The sequence below is a fragment of the Paraburkholderia agricolaris genome, from assembly GCF_009455635.1.
GTDB classification, from domain to species: Bacteria; Pseudomonadota; Gammaproteobacteria; order Burkholderiales; family Burkholderiaceae; genus Paraburkholderia; species Paraburkholderia agricolaris.
In genome coordinates this window covers 1,793,555-1,809,368 of record NZ_QPER01000002.1, presented here as the reverse complement: position 1 = coordinate 1,809,368, position 15,814 = coordinate 1,793,555, and the positions used below count along the sequence as shown (strand labels likewise).

17 protein-coding genes are annotated in these 15,814 nt (G+C 61.3%); 5 read left to right on the top strand and 12 right to left on the bottom strand.

Annotated features, from left to right (window positions below):
* Positions 1-31 precede the first annotated feature (31 nt).
* A complete protein-coding gene (locus GH665_RS29490; protein ID WP_153140723.1) occupies positions 32-883 on the bottom strand; it encodes a phytochelatin synthase family protein in 852 nt (283 codons plus the stop codon).
* A gap of 333 nt (positions 884-1,216) precedes the next feature.
* Between GH665_RS29490 and GH665_RS29485 the strand changes: the two genes are divergently transcribed.
* A complete protein-coding gene (locus tag GH665_RS29485) occupies positions 1,217-1,420 on the top strand; it encodes a DUF1289 domain-containing protein (protein WP_343038786.1) in 204 nt (67 codons plus the stop codon).
* A 27-nt stretch (positions 1,421-1,447) separates the two neighbouring features.
* Here GH665_RS29485 and GH665_RS29480 read toward each other — a convergent pair whose 3' ends face one another.
* From GH665_RS29480 to GH665_RS29465, 4 genes are all read right to left on the bottom strand, one after another.
* Entirely contained in the window at positions 1,448-2,611 is a 1,164-nt protein-coding gene (locus GH665_RS29480; protein WP_153140722.1) for a GGDEF domain-containing protein, read from the bottom strand.
* Positions 2,571-3,281: a hypothetical protein gene (locus GH665_RS29475; RefSeq protein WP_153140721.1), complete on the bottom strand. Its 711-nt coding sequence runs from the start codon at positions 3,279-3,281 to the stop codon at positions 2,571-2,573. The genes GH665_RS29480 and GH665_RS29475 overlap by 41 nt, the downstream gene beginning before the upstream one ends.
* A gap of 383 nt (positions 3,282-3,664) precedes the next feature.
* Positions 3,665-4,009, bottom strand: coding sequence for a cupredoxin domain-containing protein (locus GH665_RS29470; RefSeq protein ID WP_153140720.1), 345 nt, complete (start codon positions 4,007-4,009; stop codon positions 3,665-3,667).
* Between the two features lie 33 nt (positions 4,010-4,042).
* Positions 4,043-4,987 (bottom strand): metallophosphoesterase family protein, encoded by a 945-nt coding sequence (locus GH665_RS29465; RefSeq protein WP_153140719.1) that lies wholly within the window; start codon positions 4,985-4,987, stop codon positions 4,043-4,045.
* Between the two features lie 235 nt (positions 4,988-5,222).
* On the opposite strand from GH665_RS29465, the gene GH665_RS29460 reads away from it, so the two are divergent.
* Positions 5,223-5,423 carry a hypothetical protein gene (locus GH665_RS29460; protein ID WP_153140718.1) on the top strand — a complete coding sequence of 67 codons (201 nt, stop codon included), beginning with the start codon at positions 5,223-5,225 and terminating at the stop codon, positions 5,421-5,423.
* A 101-nt stretch (positions 5,424-5,524) separates the two neighbouring features.
* Positions 5,525-6,271, top strand: coding sequence for a hypothetical protein (locus tag GH665_RS29455; RefSeq protein ID WP_153140717.1), 747 nt, complete (start codon positions 5,525-5,527; stop codon positions 6,269-6,271).
* A gap of 172 nt (positions 6,272-6,443) precedes the next feature.
* On the opposite strand, the gene GH665_RS29450 is transcribed toward GH665_RS29455, so the two are convergent.
* From GH665_RS29450 to GH665_RS29430, 5 genes are all read right to left on the bottom strand, one after another.
* On the bottom strand, positions 6,444-8,618 hold the full coding sequence (locus GH665_RS29450; protein WP_153140716.1) for a M1 family metallopeptidase: 2,175 nt from the start codon (positions 8,616-8,618) through the stop codon (positions 6,444-6,446).
* 560 nt (positions 8,619-9,178) lie between these two features.
* Positions 9,179-9,430, bottom strand: a complete 252-nt coding sequence (locus tag GH665_RS29445) for a hypothetical protein (protein ID WP_153140715.1) — start codon at positions 9,428-9,430, stop codon at positions 9,179-9,181.
* Entirely contained in the window at positions 9,427-10,074 is a 648-nt protein-coding gene (locus tag GH665_RS29440; protein WP_153140714.1) for a glutathione S-transferase family protein, read from the bottom strand. The genes GH665_RS29445 and GH665_RS29440 overlap by 4 nt, the downstream gene beginning before the upstream one ends.
* A 40-nt stretch (positions 10,075-10,114) precedes the next feature.
* The gene (locus tag GH665_RS29435) at positions 10,115-10,567 is read right to left on the bottom strand and encodes an SRPBCC family protein (RefSeq protein WP_153140713.1); all 453 of its coding nucleotides are present in this window, start codon (positions 10,565-10,567) and stop codon (positions 10,115-10,117) included.
* Entirely contained in the window at positions 10,564-10,899 is a 336-nt protein-coding gene (locus tag GH665_RS29430; protein ID WP_106354718.1) for an ArsR/SmtB family transcription factor, read from the bottom strand. The genes GH665_RS29435 and GH665_RS29430 overlap by 4 nt, the downstream gene beginning before the upstream one ends.
* A 136-nt stretch (positions 10,900-11,035) precedes the next feature.
* On the opposite strand from GH665_RS29430, the gene GH665_RS29425 reads away from it, so the two are divergent.
* Positions 11,036-11,941 (top strand): LysR family transcriptional regulator, encoded by a 906-nt coding sequence (locus tag GH665_RS29425; RefSeq protein WP_153140712.1) that lies wholly within the window; start codon positions 11,036-11,038, stop codon positions 11,939-11,941.
* A 135-nt stretch (positions 11,942-12,076) separates the two neighbouring features.
* On the top strand, positions 12,077-12,844 hold the full coding sequence (locus GH665_RS29420) for a YkgJ family cysteine cluster protein (RefSeq protein WP_153142357.1): 768 nt from the start codon (positions 12,077-12,079) through the stop codon (positions 12,842-12,844).
* A gap of 99 nt (positions 12,845-12,943) precedes the next feature.
* Here GH665_RS29420 and GH665_RS29415 read toward each other — a convergent pair whose 3' ends face one another.
* Both GH665_RS29415 and GH665_RS29410 read right to left on the bottom strand, forming a co-directional pair.
* The gene (locus GH665_RS29415) at positions 12,944-13,894 is read right to left on the bottom strand and encodes a hypothetical protein (protein ID WP_153140711.1); all 951 of its coding nucleotides are present in this window, start codon (positions 13,892-13,894) and stop codon (positions 12,944-12,946) included.
* Positions 13,895-14,314: 420 nt separating this feature from the next.
* On the bottom strand, positions 14,315-15,673 hold the full coding sequence (locus GH665_RS29410) for a sigma-54 dependent transcriptional regulator (protein WP_153142356.1): 1,359 nt from the start codon (positions 15,671-15,673) through the stop codon (positions 14,315-14,317).
* Positions 15,674-15,814: the final 141 nt, after the last annotated feature.

The following is a 15,814-nucleotide window of genomic DNA, read 5'->3' as shown; positions in this document are numbered from 1 at the left end:
GTCTGCGGGACCGGCAAGCCGTGAGAAAGCGCTAATGCGCTCGCGTGCCGACGATCACAATCCCGCGTGAAAGTCCGCTGACGTAGTCGACCGCCAAGGCTCCCGCGTACAGCTGCGCGACCGGCACCCACGCCGCCGGATACTTGTAGCGCGCGACATCGAGCAGCAGCGCGCTATCGCTGGCGGCGTCGTAAGCGGCCAGTGGCGACCAATGGCCGCCGCCTGTTTCACCGATGTCCACCCGCCTGAAGTTCAGCAACGCAAAGCGGCCACTGCGGCTCGTCGTGTCGCGAATCAGATCGCGAAACTGGCCGAGCGTCAGATCGTTGGCATGGAACGCCTTCACCTCGACAGGAAATGCGTTCAGGGCCGCGCTGAGCTGGTCGAGCGTCATGCCTTCCTTCGATACCCGCGCGGCATTGGCCACCTGCGGATCGACGTTGCGAAAGAAATCCTCTTGCGAGAAGTATGGAAAATCCGGATACAACGTCGACTCGGGACGGCGAATGCCCAGAGCATTGAGCGCCATCACCGAGGTCGCGACCGAACAGTAAGCCTCGTTGCGCTGCGTTTCGAAGTACTGCGAAAGCGGCCAGTACGACCGGTTGTGGGCGGTGGCCATCAGGCGTTTCTGGCCCGCCGCCTGCGTCAACGCGATGAGATTCGGAGGAACCGGCAGCGGCCCGTCGGCTGAGCGCACCGCAACCGAAGCAGGCGCTTGCGGCGCATCCTGATGCTGGGTTTGATCCGCGACCGGATTTGCAGCCGGATTTGCAGCCGGCGGTAGCGGCGCGCAGGCCGCCAGTGTTGCCGTCAGCACAGCAACGATCCACTCAGGCCGGCTTGCACGCTCAAGGGCGCGTATCAACGAATATCTGGACATTGACTCTTCCGCTGCGGATGACTTCGGAACGACGGCAGCCGTGCCGACGTATTTCATCGCATATCGGCAGGCCCCGATTTTTTAACACGAAATAAGTCGGCGCGTGCGTTCGCGCGCGAGGCGCAGGGTTGTGCAGCCGCTTGCTATACTCCCGCGGGCCAATTCTGGAGCGCGTGGCCGAACGACTGATCGACGGCGCTCACAGCCAATTCAAGTAGAACGGATTCGGAAATGAGCGACTTAAAGAGCGCTGCGTGTGACATGGAATGCCAGCCTGGCGCTGCGGAGGTATTCGATAAAAAACAGCATCAAGCCAGCGCAACCGCTGCGCCGATCGAGCCGATCGCGACGGTTCCCTCGCCTTGCATCGACATCTGCAAAATCGACAGCAATACGGATTGGTGCATCGGCTGTCTGCGCACACGCGACGAAATTCGCGGATGGAAACACCTGTCCGACGCGCTGCGCATCGTGTTGATCAACGAACTATCGCGCCGCAAGTTGACGCTGACGTCTGAAAAGGCCACGACGCTCTAAGCTGGTGGGCATCATCAAAGGCGCGGATCAACTCGCCCCGTTTGCGAACGCGTAACTGTTCTTGCCACTACGTTTGACCTGGTACATCGCCTCGTCGGCGGAGGCCACAAGGCGATGATAATCGTCGACGGGATCAGGAAAACTGGCAATGCCGATGCTGGCGCGAACCCCGCCGACCCCTATCTCCCGGTCCGTTTGAGCTACGCAGGCAATCAGCCGCCGGGCGATTTCGCCCAGCTCTGCATTCGTCGAAAACTCGCACACCAGGATGGCGAATTCGTCGCCGCCGATCCGCGCGACCACATCGCCTTTACGCACCGACTCACGAAAGCGCTTCGAAACGGCGATCAGAAATTCATCGCCGACGCGGTGGCCGAGCGAATCGTTGACGTGCTTGAAGCCATCCAGATCCACATACAGCACGGCGATTTTGCAAGGCGCCGCGAACGCGCGCGATTTCGTCACCACGGCTTCGAGTGAGGCGAACAGCTTGCGCCGGTTCGGCAAGCCGGTCATTGCGTCGTGCAGCGCCGCCCATTCGAATTCGTTCGACCTGCCTGCCAGCAGGCGATTGCGTTTCGCATACATCCCCAGCGCGGTGATCAGCATGCAGAACAGCAACGCTGCCAATGCGATCAGCGTGCGCGCAATGTGAGCAATCCGCACGCGCACGTCGGCGCTGTCCGCGTCGCGTTGTGCTCGCCACCAGGCCGACGCGGCACCGAGCGCGGCATCCGTATCGCGCAGATCGGCGTCGCGGGTAAGCGAAGATGCGGGCAAACGCGGCGCCGCCGATGGACTGGCATTCACCAGCGCCGCGAGTGACGCGAGCCGCTGAGCGAGTTCGGTTCGCGCTTGCCGGTACCCCTGAGACCCCCGATATCCGGCGGCACCGGCTTGCGCGGCGTCCGGCAGTTGCTGCCAGATGCCGACCACGTTTCGCGCGCTTTCCGCGCGTTCGACCGCTTCGAGAACGAGCCCCGCGTATTCCTGCTTCAACTGATCGGAGAAGATCGTTCGGATCTGCAGCGCAAGGTACAGAAGTCCTGTCAGCAGACAAATCAGCGCGGCGGTGGCGATCACAGCCGGGCCCGGCCTGAAGCGGATGGCGAGCGCGCGCCTGCCCGCGGCGAACTGGCTACGCGTTCGCTCAGGGATGGGAATAGAGGTCTTGCTGGCTTCCGGTGCCATGCTGGCGATAGCTCACGCGACGAAAGAACGAACCCATGCGGGCGAACAGACTGCTCTTATGCCTGGCATTGGCCGTCGGCGCAGAGCGGCGATCCGACTGCGCAAGACGCGCATCTCTGCCCGAGCGGCCGACTCCCGGTTGCTGTGCGGGAGGATTGGAGGGGGATGCCGCGTGAAGAACGGCAGGCGTAGAAACCGTGGCCGGTGTCGCGTCGGCCACCGCGGTCTGGGTAACCGTAGGCATCGGCGTAGGCGTCGGCGCCGGCGCGGGAGGTCGGGTAACCGGGCCGGACCAGGAGGCCTGTTTCTCGCCTGCCTCGTCCATGACCGGTGCTGCCGCTGCTGTCCGCGCGGGTGCTGTGGCCGACCCGGGCGGTGTAATCGATTCAGCGATCGCCTGTCTTACCGCCGTCGACCCAACCGCGCCGAGCGCCTGCCGTGCTCCCGCGATAGCGTCCGCGTACCTTTGCTGGTCGTGGTTGAACCAGACCCCATACGCGACCGTACCCACCACGCCGACAGCCAGCGAACTCGCCGTTGCAACGCATAGTGCAAGACGTCCGAAGCGCACCGGTGGCGCCGCAGCCGACGGCCCACTGCCACCGCCGGCATCGAAGCCGGTATCCGGGCGCTCTACAGCAGATTTTGGCAAGTCAGTATCGTTGGACATCGCAATACTCTCCGGAATCCCTACGTCCGACCTGTCGGCCAGATTTTGTTCACACGATTCAGCAGTGGGTGATGTTGGAAGAATTTATTTCGCGCGCGGGGTAGCCGCCATGCGGCAATGCTGCGCTTTAAACGGCAGCTTGGCGAGTCCGGTACGCATCGGCAAAACAGGTAAAAGATTCAACGCCGCGTGTATCAATGAGCGGTACTGCGGGCACATGCAGTACAACTCCAGGCTGGGCTGATGGGGAGCGATACGAGCGTGCGCGGTGCGTCTGTCTTATGCAATAAGCACGCCAGCAGAAACCCTGCTAATGGGTAGCTGCTGCTTTAAACACGGTGCACGACTGTGTGAGCGCATGGCGCCCACACAGGATCCGGCACCTATTGCACGGTGATCGTCTCTTTCATATTCGGATGGATGCTGCAGAACACCTTGTACACCCCGGGCTTGTCGAACTTGAACTGGTAGGTATCGTTTTGATCCAGCGCGGCAGAGCGAAACATGCCGGCGTCGTTCACGACAGTGTGCGGCTCGCCGTCGAGATTTTTCCACGTCACCGTCGATCCGGCTTTGACGGTGAGTTCCATCGGCGAAAACATGAAGTTCTTGATGACCACGGTGTTGGGCGTCTCGGCTTGTGCAACGGAAAACCCAGCCGATGCGACGACGAGCGCCGAGCCGCCGAGCAACACCACAAGCGTACCGTATAGGGAATTATTTCGCATAACTGATCTCCTGCGTGAAAGAAAATCCTGCAATCAAACGAGTGTCGTATCGTCAAGCGTCGCTTTGAGCGGATGACGCTCGATCTTGATGCTGGTCACGCCGAGCATCTTTGGAAGTTGATCGCTCGCTACCGTGAGCGGCCCGGGGCCGGGACCATTGCCGGCAGTCGGCTGCGGATAGGCGGTCGAGCGGGCGGTATGGAACGTGATATTGCCTTCGACCTTCGACACGATCTGATGAATATGACCGTTCAGTACGGTCACCGAGCCAAAGCGCTTCAGATAGCTCATGGCCTGACCAGCGTCGCCCGTGCCCCATCCCCAGGGCTCGTAGATCGTCCACATCGGCATGTGGGCAAAGACGACGATCGGCGTACTGGACGAGCGCCCCTTCAGGTCGTTTTCAAGCCAGGCGAGTTGATCGTCGCCGAGTCCGCCCAGGCCGTTAGGCTTGAAATGCATCACGTTGACGAGCGCGACGAAATGCACGCCATTGTGGTCGAAGCTGTAATAGCCTTTGTTGTCCGAAGCCTTGCCGAAGCGGTTGAAGTACTCGGTTCCGGGGCCGTCCGTCACGTCGTGTTCGCCCGGTACGGTATGAAGCTCCGTGATATTCAAGCCTGACATCAGCTGCGCCGCGAGATCGAATTCCGCCGGTTTGGAAAGATGCGTGATGTCGCCCGTGTGGATAGTCAGCGCGGGCTTGACCGGCATGGCATTGACGTAGTCGATCGTTTGCTTGAGCGTGCCCGCGACGTCCGGATTCGCTTCTTTATTGAAGCCGATATGTGAATCGCTGATCTGCAGGAAAAGCGGCACACCCATCGATGTCGCGGACGATTTCGCGTCGGCCGCAAGCGCCAGCTCCACGGGCGTAAGAATGCCGCCCGCAAGAACGAACACCGTGCCTACGCCCCCGAAAGCGAGACATTTCAGTGCGCCGCGGCGGGATGGGTTGAATGAATGATGTGACGACATGTCGACCTCACGATAAGGATTCGCAGGCAAACCGCGGGATCATCCGGCGGGCCACACGACTCGGTTCACCTGCAAGACCGCAGCGCTGCCGGCTTTATTCCCGGAAAAATGAAAATAGTGCTGACGGGTGAATTCAGTGCCGTCGGCTTACAGGCTCCGCACGACCGTCAACGCGGGAATAGCCACGCCGCGTCCCCAGTCTTGCAGGTGAGAGAACCTGAAAGGAGTAGTCAACATGGACATCATCGACATGGCCCGTGCCTCGGGCATGGCCGTCATCCTCGACGGCAGGATTGGCCGCGAGGAATATCAGAGCGTGTGCGGCTCGCTGTCCGCGCTACAGCGATTCGCCGAGGCGGTGCGCCAGAGTACGGCACGTGGGGCACAAGCGGGCCGATCCCGCAAGCGCACCCTCACGCCCGCTCGCGGGGCATGAGGACCGCAGAAGCACGGCAGGCGCCGCGGTATGCTCGACGTGGCTCGACTGCGGCCTCTCAAGCCGTTTCTCCGCAGCTTACGAATTGAAGGGAGGGTAACGTGCGAGCGGAATTACGGCCTGTTCTGCGCCGCCTGCAACTCGGGTCGGGCGTGGTGCTGCTCATTTATCTGTTTTTGCATCTGCTCAACCATGCGCTCGGAATCTGGTCGCTCGATCTTGCCGGGCGCGGACTGATGCTGGCTCTGTGGATATGGCATAGCGTGCCCGGCACGATCCTGCTGTATGGGTCCGCCCTGCTCCATTTCGCGCTGGCTGTGCGCACGATTTACGGGCGTCGTCACTGGGCGCTCCCGCCGGCCGAATGGATCCGCCTGTGGGCCGGACTCAGCCTGCCTCTGCTGCTGATCCGGCATGCGGTCGCGACGCGCCTCGCGGCGTCGCTGTATGGTTTCGAGCCGAACTACGAACGGATTGTGATATCGCTGATCACAAGCGGCACGCAAGGTCTGCAACTTGCGCTGCTTGCGCCTGGCTGGATTCACGGTTGCCTCGGCGTGTGGTTCCGCTTGCGTGGCCATGCGGCGGCACAACGCGCCAGGCCGGTGCTGTTTGCCCTGCTCGTTCTTTTGCCATTGCTATCCGCCGTGGGTTTTCTGCGGATGAAGCAGGCGGTCGTCGCAATGCATGCCGTTCTCCCGGCGCCTGATTCGAAACTGCTGACGCATCAGCTTGCGCTCGATACATGGCGTCACAGTCTCGTTACGCTGTATCTTGCCGTGCTCGTTAGCGCGCTTCTGGCGGGTTTGTTGCGGAACTGGCTGGAGAGCAGGCCACGTTCGGCTTGACCTGGCGATGACGCGGATCTGATCGCTCGAGATGGAGCTTTGCTCGATGAGCACCGCTCGCGGCGTATGGCGCCGATGGATGCCGTCGTGCCGTGGCCCGCATCGCTAAGAATGCGGGCCACGTGACGGCTCTTTCACGACGGCACGAGGCCGTCTACCCAGCCTGCCAGGCTTATTGCGCTTGCTGCGCCTGCGGCTTCAGCTTGAACTTGCCCTGATAGCGGATCGTCGGACGCAGGGACTGTGTCGTCGGCGCCGTCATCAACATCTGACGTGCGAGCGGCGTAGCAGTCGAGCCAAGCGAACCGATGCTGCTTTCACGCGACGGATCCGCCAGACCGTTCTTCACCAGCAGCTTGGCCTCGAGCTGCAGACTGGTCAGCAACACCGGGTCCTTCAGTGCATTACCTTGCGTCAGCAACTGACTCCACGCGTTGTTGCTGTAGTTCGTCACGTAGTAGTCGAGGCCGCTCGGATCCGCGAGCACGGCAGAACAGCCGTTCAGACGCACCTGCATTTGCGTGTCCTTCATCGCAACCGTCTTGCGCGCGCTCAGTCCATCACCGTAAGCGAGCGTCAACGGAATCGTCCATTGCGTGCCGGGGTACTGGTTCTGGTTCGGGAACGGCGACTGCTTCAACGTGACCACGGTCTGATTGGTCGTCAGATCGCACTGGGTGTCGAGCGACAGCAAAGGCACGCCGGTTTGCCGCACGAAGCTGTCGCCAATCGCGACCATCGGCTCGCCGCTAGCCTTGGCCAGTTCGTCCCACAAACGCTTGGGTGTGCCGTTGCCGAGCGCGTAGTCGGCCAGATACGACTGCAGCCCCTTGCGCAACACCTCTTCGCCGAGATAGTTCTCCAGCATCTTCAGCACATGGCCGCCCTTGTCGTACGTAAAGGCGCTTGCGCTCAGCACGAAGTCATTCGAGGCCCAGCCGTTAAAGTTCGGCTGCACCGGGAATGAAGTGGATTTCAGATCGGCGTTGATCACCGCATACTTGTTCTTCACGTCGTCGACCCAGCTGAAACGGTCCGGGAAGAAGCGCACCTTGGTCTTGTTCTCGAAGAACGTCGCGAACGATTCGTTGAGCCACACGTCGTCCCACCAGTCGAGCGTGACCAGATCGCCGAACCATTGGTGCGCGGCTTCATGCGTCAAAACCGTCACGCCATAGTCGGACATGGGGGTGCCGGGCGGCGGCAGAATATCGTCGGCAAATTCGAGAATCGCACCCCAGTTTTCCATGCCGCCGAAGTTCAGGTCCTTTTGCGCCTTGAAGGCGTCGTTCGCGGCGATCGTGTCGAACTTGGTGAGCGGCAACGGAATACCCGTGTATCGATAGTAGTAATCGAGCGCCTGCTTGGTCTGCTGCATGGCCGGTTTTGCCCAGTCACGCATGCCGGGTGGCGTGAAGATGCGCAGATGCAGACCCTTGTGATCGGGCAGCGGGCTCGCGAAGTCGTCTTCGAGAATGTCGAACTGGCCACCGCCGAAGAAGAGCAGATAGGACGGCATCGGCGGGGTCTTTTCGAACGACACCAGCTTGTAGCCGCTATCCACGTTCACCGCCGGTTTCTCCGCCGCGTTCGACACGACGTTCCAGTTCTGCGGGACTTCAGCGCTGACCTCATAGGTGGGCCGGAACGCCGGTTCATCCCAGCCCGGGAACCATTGGCGCGAAAGGTTCGATTCACCTTGCGTGAGAATTGCGCCGCTGGTCGTGCCATCGGTCGACTTCAGGTCGACGCGGAACACGCCCTCCGCCGCGGAGCAACCCGGATAGGGATCGTTGCCGCAACTGCCACCGGTTTTGGCGACCGGGTCGTCATAGGTCTTGAAGTTGATGATGCCGCTCCACTCCATGTGCAGCGAGTAGTTGCCGGCGGCGATCTGCCCGCTCACGGGTCGAAGCTGATAAAAATCGCCGTCATCCTGAGGCGTGGCGATCAACTGGATGTTGCCCGGCTGCAGCGTGATCGAGCCGTTGGTGAACTTGATGCGGTGGCCGGCGATCGTGATCGCGTTGACGGACTTCAGCACCTTGATCTGAACGTCCGCGCGGCCGTCGAACGAAGACAGCGCCGGGTTCGGCCGGAACCACAGCTTGTAGTTGATCGGTGTGACCGTGTCGGGCAATTCGACCGGCGGCACGCTCTTGTTGATCGAGGCATCCGCGACGATCGGCGCGGTAGGCGGCGCGAGCGCCGCGTCGGAAGCGGCCGTGGGCGTTTGGGCGGACTTGCTCGAAGGCGTTGGCGAGCCGTCTGAACCGCCGCAGCCCGCCAGGACCATTATTCCTGCTAACGCCAGGCACTGTATCTGCAATCGGAAATTTATACGCATTATTAATCCTCGACTGACAAAATCGGCATAAAGAAAGTGCGTTGAGTGCTTAAGCTGTGTTTCTCTTTTTTCAGCGAAAAAGGTCTCCCGCACTAGCCGCAGATTGCTAGCGAGAATATATGGACGTGTTACTACCTCAGCACTTGTGGCTGATTTTTAATTGCGCGACTTAATCATTACAATTCTTTCGAAAAGCTGGCGTGAGCCGTTTTCTTCCGTTTTGACGCGATCGCCTGACTGACGGACAAAGCAACGGCATACCTGCGTCTCCGGGCAGGTGGACAGGAACAGGGTCAGTTTTTAGCGATAGTGCGTAGCCTAGTTTGGCAAACGTTCCCGTGTCAACTTCCTTTCACAATCTTTCCTGAACGGGTGCACGGTGTATGCAAACAGAATGGCTCGAGTAATCAACGGAGTTAATGCTCTGAAGGCTCGAACGAGCGCCGGCTTCTACGAGAAACTTTATTTTATTGCGGCGCGGAGTGTGATAGGAGGCGGGACGGCAGTCAATGCGTTTCTAAAATTAACTAGCTGTTGAGTTCACAAAATAAAATCCGCCGCTAGCGGATGAAATGAGCACAAATCGGCATTGCGCTCAGGCGAGAATAAAACGACGACTGCCCGCCACGAACCTCGGCGAATTGATCGGCTGCCAGCGCGGAGCCGGCGGCCGCGCCGATCGCAATCGACACGATCGCGATGCGCCGTAGCCACCCGGCCCGCCCGGTGAGCGTGTCCGACACGCTGCGCCAACTGGCGAGCAAGGTCATGGCGAGTGCAACGATCGCGCAGCACATGACGCGTATTTTCACGCGTTGAGCGCAGCGTTCGCGGCGGAGGTTGCCGAACGCACCGGAAACGGATTGCGCCATGCTTCGATCTCGTTCAGTTGATCGTGCCAGCGCTGCATTTCCGGAAATTCGTCGAGCGGCATGGCTGCGGTTTTCGCATAGGGCAGCGCAATGGCAACGGAGAAATCCGCAACGCTCAGGCCATCACCCAGCAGCCATTTACGGCCTTTGAGATGCTGCTCGAGCACGCTGGCGGATTTGCGAAACATGCCCTGCTCTTCAACCACTTTCGACGGATCGGGGCCGCCGAGTCCGAACACCGGCTTGATGATGGACTCGAAGTAAAGCATGCCGGCATGCGGGTAAAAATGGTGGTTGTTCCAGCTAAACCAGCGCAGCACGTCGATCTGCCGGTCGTCGGTCGGCCAGAGGTCGGACTTCGCGCGCGTGGCGAAATGGCTGATGATCGCGTCGGCTTCCCAGATGCTTCTCCCGCCATCGACGAGACACGGCACCTTGCCATTCGGATTGATCGCCAGATAGTCCGGCTTGCGATGCTCACCCTTCGTCAAATCGACGAAGGTGTATTCGATTGGCAAACCTAAATACTTTGCCACTGCACAGGTTTTTCGCGGAGCCAGTGTCTCAGCATAATAGAGCTTCATATTCGACCTCGGTATGAGTTGAATGTGTTTCCGACCTGCGTCAGTTGCCTTCGTCTTCCAGTCGAGCCATGAATGCGTCGAGCTTGTCGAGAGCCGTACCCCAGCCGCTCCGATGAGCATCGCGTGCGGCTTCGTCGAAGAACTGTGCGTGCGTAAGCGTGAGCTCGGTCCCCTCCTCGATCGGACGCAGCCCGAGAGTGACCTGCGAGCGGCGCTCGGGCAGCGTGACCCACTCCCACGTGAAGACGAGCTTGCGGTCCGCTTCGACCTCCAGGTATTCGCCGCGACAGTCGTGCGTTTCGCCATCCAGTGTCTGGAACACCACGCGAAAGCGGCCGCCCACGCGCGGATCGGCTTCGGCGCTGAGTACCGGCCCGGCGTCGGGCCCCCACCAGCGCACCATCAGTTCGGGCCGGGTCCAAGCGGCATACACTCGGGCTGGCGGTGCCTTGATGCGCCGCACGATAGTCAGGCTCGGCTTTTCCTGGGTCATTGCCCGTCTCCCTCCACAAAATCGGCGAGCCGGTCGAGGCTCGCGGACCAGAAACGCTCATAGCGTCTCAACCATGCCATTGCCTCCTCCATCGGCCCTGCGACCAGATCGACCGACACCGTCCGCCCGCTCTTTGTACGCGATACCAGACCCGCGTCGCTCAGCACGTCGAGGTGCTTCATAACCGCGGGGAGCTTGAGCGGCAGCGGCCGCGCGATTTCCGTGACCGACAGCCCGGGCTCCCGCTCAAGGCGAGCGAGGATGGCCCGCCGTGTCGGGTCCACAAGGGCGGAAAACGTGCGATCGAGCTGACTGACTGGAGACTTTGCCATATGGTGAACTATAGATGGATCGTAGGCGCTGTCAAGATTTTTCGTAGGCTGCCCAGATCGCGCGGACTTCTGTTTGCGGCGCATCGCCGGTCCGTTCTAGACTGCGGATCGGCCACATTCGAGGGAACCACCCGGTATGGATATTCTTCAAGGTATGGCGGTGTTCAAGCGTGTCGTCGACGCATCGAGCTTCTCCAGGGCGGCCGATTCGCTGGAAATGCCACGCGCGTCGGTGTCGACCCTCGTGCAGAATCTGGAGAGCCATCTGGGAGTCCGCCTGCTGAATCGCACCACGCGCAGCGTGCAGGTCACCGACGACGGCGCGCTCTACTACGAATACTGCGCGCGCATTCTGGCCGAGGTCTCCGGCGCCGAGTCCGCGTTGTCGAGCAAGCGGCAAAACCCGCGCGGCACGATTCGCGTCGACACGTCCGCCACCTTTGCCGCCAACGTGCTGCTGCCTGTCATGCGCGATTTCAATACGCGCTTCCCCGACATCACCGTGAAGATGGGGCTGGCCGACCGCAACGTCGATCTCATTCAGGAAGGCGTGGACTGCGTGATCCGGATCGGGACTCCCGACGATTCAAACCTCATCGTGCGGCGGATTGGCAATGTCCGTTTGACCACCTGTGCCGCGCCGGCGTATCTCGAGCAGATGGGCGAGCCCGCCACGCCCGACGATCTCGAACACCATCGGGCCGTCAACTATTTTTCGGCGCGCACGGGGCGTGTCTACCCATTCGAGTTCGAAGTGGACGGGGTGCTGGTCAGAAAATCACTGGATGGCGCACTCGCGGTCAACGAAGGACTGGTGTTTGCGAGGTTCGCGATCGAAGGATTCGGCATGATCCAGGTGCCGCGCTTCATGGTCGCGAAGGCGATCGAGGCCGGCGCGTTGCGCGAAATTCTTGGCGCCTACCCATGCCCGTCCGTGCCCCTCTCCCTGCTGTATCCACACCGCCGGCAGAGCATGTGCGTGCGGGTGTTTAGCGAGTGGGTTCACGAGATCGCGCAAAAGAATCCCGATCTCAACAGCTAGGGATGCTTCGGGGGCGCGAGGCGCGGACTCCGGTTGCCCGACCCACTCGCCGCAAAAATTTATCGACTTTGCTGTCAGAATTTTTCATCTGGTCCGACTAAAGCCAGCGTAGACTTTCGCGGCGAGGGATTTATGATGAATGACATCGATTTCGAATGTACTGAATGCGGCAAATGCTGCCACGACCTGCGCCTGGCGCTGACGGTTACCGAGGCTATCGCGTGGCTCGAGCGCGGCGGCCGGATGGAACTCATTTGCGAGGCCATCCCGTGGCCGGTTGAGCCCGAACCCGGCAATGCGCAAGCGGAATACAAACGGGCCCGGTCGTCACAGGCCATGAGCGGAAGCTTGCCGGTCCGTATTTCGATCGTGCTCGCCGCGGCATTCGAAGGAGCCTGTCCCAATCTGCGCGCCGATATGCGCTGCAATATCTACGAGCAACGGCCGCTGGTCTGCCGGATCTATCCCGCCGAAATCAATCCGTTCGTCGAGTTGGCGCCGCAGAACAAGGGCTGTCCTCCTGACGCGTGGCAAAACAAGCCGCTGCTCCGGCAGGGAATCCTTGTCGATGCGGTAACCGTCGAGCAGATCGAGCAGTCGCGTCGCGCGAATCAGCTCGAGGCGCCGCTGCGTATGCAGGTGTGCACCGAGCTCGGCCTGAACGAGGCTGCGCTTGCGAACGAGGGCTTTGTCATGGTTTCGCCGGATAGCGAGGCGCTGTTGAGCGCCCTGCGCAAAATACACACGAGCGGCCAGTCGCAGGACGCCGCCGCGCAGTGGACCTTCGTGTCGAATCGCACTGGCACCGTTGAAACGCTCCAGTCGGTAGGCGCGGCCGGTCACCTCGTTGAAACCAACGTTGCCGGCAACGCCCGGTATCACGGTTTTTTCCCGCCGTCATAGAGGCAAAATCGCCGGTACATGCCCGCGCACAGTTAGACCCCGCTGCTGCCGTAGTGCCCCGCAGAATGCGATGGCCTAACGCTTCACGCCGTGCAAGTCTCAGGCAGACCGCGTGGCCAGACGCTCCACACTCAGCCACCGGGCGATGCGTTTCAGTGCATGGCGCACGCGGCCACGCAGATGCGCCTGTCGCATATGGCGCCAGAAGCGGTCCGGCACAAAATCCGCGAAACGCGCTTCTCGTTCCAGCAACGCCTTACCACCTGGCAAGTGGACAAACGAACAGCAGCGAAACCAGCGCACGTCCCGATAGTTATTGCCCGGCCAATGGCGGCCCACCGCCTGATAGGCGCCCACTTCGATCAGGCCCTGCCCCTCGTCGGCCAGGATATTGAGCGCCGCCGAAATGAACGCTTCGTCGCCGTGATGTCCGAGCCGCTCGATTTCGCTGATATAGCGGGTGTAGCTGGCGCGAGCGCGCGGCACCAGCCGGCGCAATGCAGCGGGCGTCGCCATTAGAAACTCGCCGCCGTACCAGCGCGGATTTTTGAGCCGCCTGTCCGCGACGATTTCCAGATCCGCGACAACGCGTTCGCTGCCGTACGGCGGAAATACCTGATCCGAAATATCGAAGGCGCCGAGCCCCGCCTCAGCGCAGCGCCCGATCAGATCGCGCGAGAGCGGCAGCAGCGCGACCATGTCGGCGTCGAGCAGCAACAGCATCGTGTCGGCTGGCAGCCAACCGGCTATCTGGTCCATCAGATCCAGCTTGAAATGCGCGGCGTAGAACGGCGTGTTCTTCGGCAACTCGATCGTCGCCTTCAAGGTCATCAGTGCAGGCCGGCGCTCGGGCGTCACCTTGTCGAGCCGCGACGCGACCAGTGCCGGCGCATTGGTCATGATGGTCAGCTTCGGCATACCGACCTGCCGCAAGCTGTTGTTCAGGCAGATCGCCTGACTCACATACGACAGCGGATCGCGATTCCTCGAGTTGGGCCCCGGATTCGCATCGACATCCACATACACCAGCGTGCAAGGAAAAAGATTCACGTTGTTCCTCACCATGTGTGAGAGACGGTTCGCTTTTTCCAGCGCTGCCGTAATCGTTCGCGGATTGATCCACAGGTCGTATCGGGCGGCAAGCCAGAAGCCCGCGCGAGGTGGTGCGAGAGCCGTCGTGCCGCGGCTCGCGCCCTGGTGGCGTCACGCTCGAGCCGGGTGATGATCCGCGGCGATGGAATCGGATGAACCGGGCCGCGGCTATCAGGTATGAGCTATCGTTTCACGTCCTTGCATCCCCTTTCCGCCAAAAGCCAGCGAGACGCAACGCGGGCGCCGTCAATCGGCTTTCGGGAGGTCGAAAGTACGCGCAGCGATCCGGTGTTTTGACATTTGCGTGAATAACTTACTTGGGGGCATTAGCTGGGTGCATTAGCTGGGCAGATTGGCCAACGCCGCGCGATCTTCGCATCAGCTTTCGGCCACGGTGCTGTCTTCCCCCTCGCGCATACCGTGCGAAATGAGCAGACGGTACAGCGTGGTGCGTGAAATGCCGAGTTCGCGCGCGGCGTCGCCGAGCCGCCCGCGATGGCGCAGCAGCGCGAGTTCGATGGCTTGCCGCTCCGCCGTCTCGCGCGCCTGCGCAAGCGTCACGGGCACGACCTCGACGTAGTTGGAGAGTTCGAGGTCGTCCGCACCAATCGTTCGCCCTTCTGACATCACAATCGCGCGGCGAACCCGGTTAATCAGTTCCCGCACATTGCCGGGCCAGTCGTATTGATGCATCGCTGCGATCGCGTCCGGCGAAAAACCGTACACCCGCCGGCTCGCATCCTTCCGGTAGCGGTCCAGCGTGTACAGCGCGAGCAGTTCGATGTCTTTGCCGCGCGCGCGCAGCGGTGGCTCGTCGATTCTCAGCACGCACAAGCGGTGGTACAGATCCGCGCGGAAACGCCCGTCGTTAATCGCGGCCTCCATATCGACGTGCGTGGCGGAAATGATCCGCACGTCGACATCGATCGAGTCGATGCCGCCCAGGCGGTCGATCGTGTTTTCCTGCAGGAAACGCAGCAGGCTTGCCTGACTTTCGAGCGGCAGGTCACCGATTTCGTCGAGAAACAGCGTGCCGCCGTGAGCGGCCTCGACGCGCCCTATTTTGCGTTGACTCGCGCCCGTGAACGCGCCGCGCTCGTAGCCGAACAACTCGGACTGCAGCAGATGCGGCGGAATCGCGCCGCAGTTGATGGCAACGAACGGCTCGCTACGGCGCGGCGAGCGCGCGTGAATCGCCGCCGCGGTCAGCTCCTTGCCGGTACCGGATTCACCGTAAACGAAGACGGACGCGTCGGTTGTCGCGACCTTGCGGATCGAGCGGAATAACGCGAGCATGGCATCGCAGTTACCGATCATCTCGCCTTCCGCCATCGACGTATTGACGAACACGGGTTCGCCGAGCGCGATCATGCCGCAGGCATGGCCGACGGTATCGACAATCCTGGCGTTCGCGGCAGGGAGCGTCACATAATCGAAGCAGTAGTCGCGCACCAGCCGGCGCACGGCGGCCTCATCGAGCTCCGGCGTGGCGGTCATTGCGACCCAGCCGACGTTCGGCATTGCCAGGCAGCCTTCCAGCGCGGCAATGTCATGAACGTCGAACACGCTCGACAGATCGACCAGTCCGGCCGCCAGCGAGCCATCGTCCACGGCTCGCCGCACGTCTCGAACCGAGCCGATCACCTCGACCTCCCAATCGCGTTCCTCGAAGCTCGCCAATAGTTCTGGCGAAGCGTCGCGCGTGAAATAGATGACACGCCGCGTAATGGCCTTCATTGTCTGCATTGTTTTTTAGTTTTCCCGCAGAGCCTGCTCTGAGACGCGTTGTGCTCAGACCTGCGTCACTGCGTTGTTCTTGTTGCCCTGCCGATCATACGCGGCCGCCGGGGCACCGCAATACGCCCTGACGATATTTGA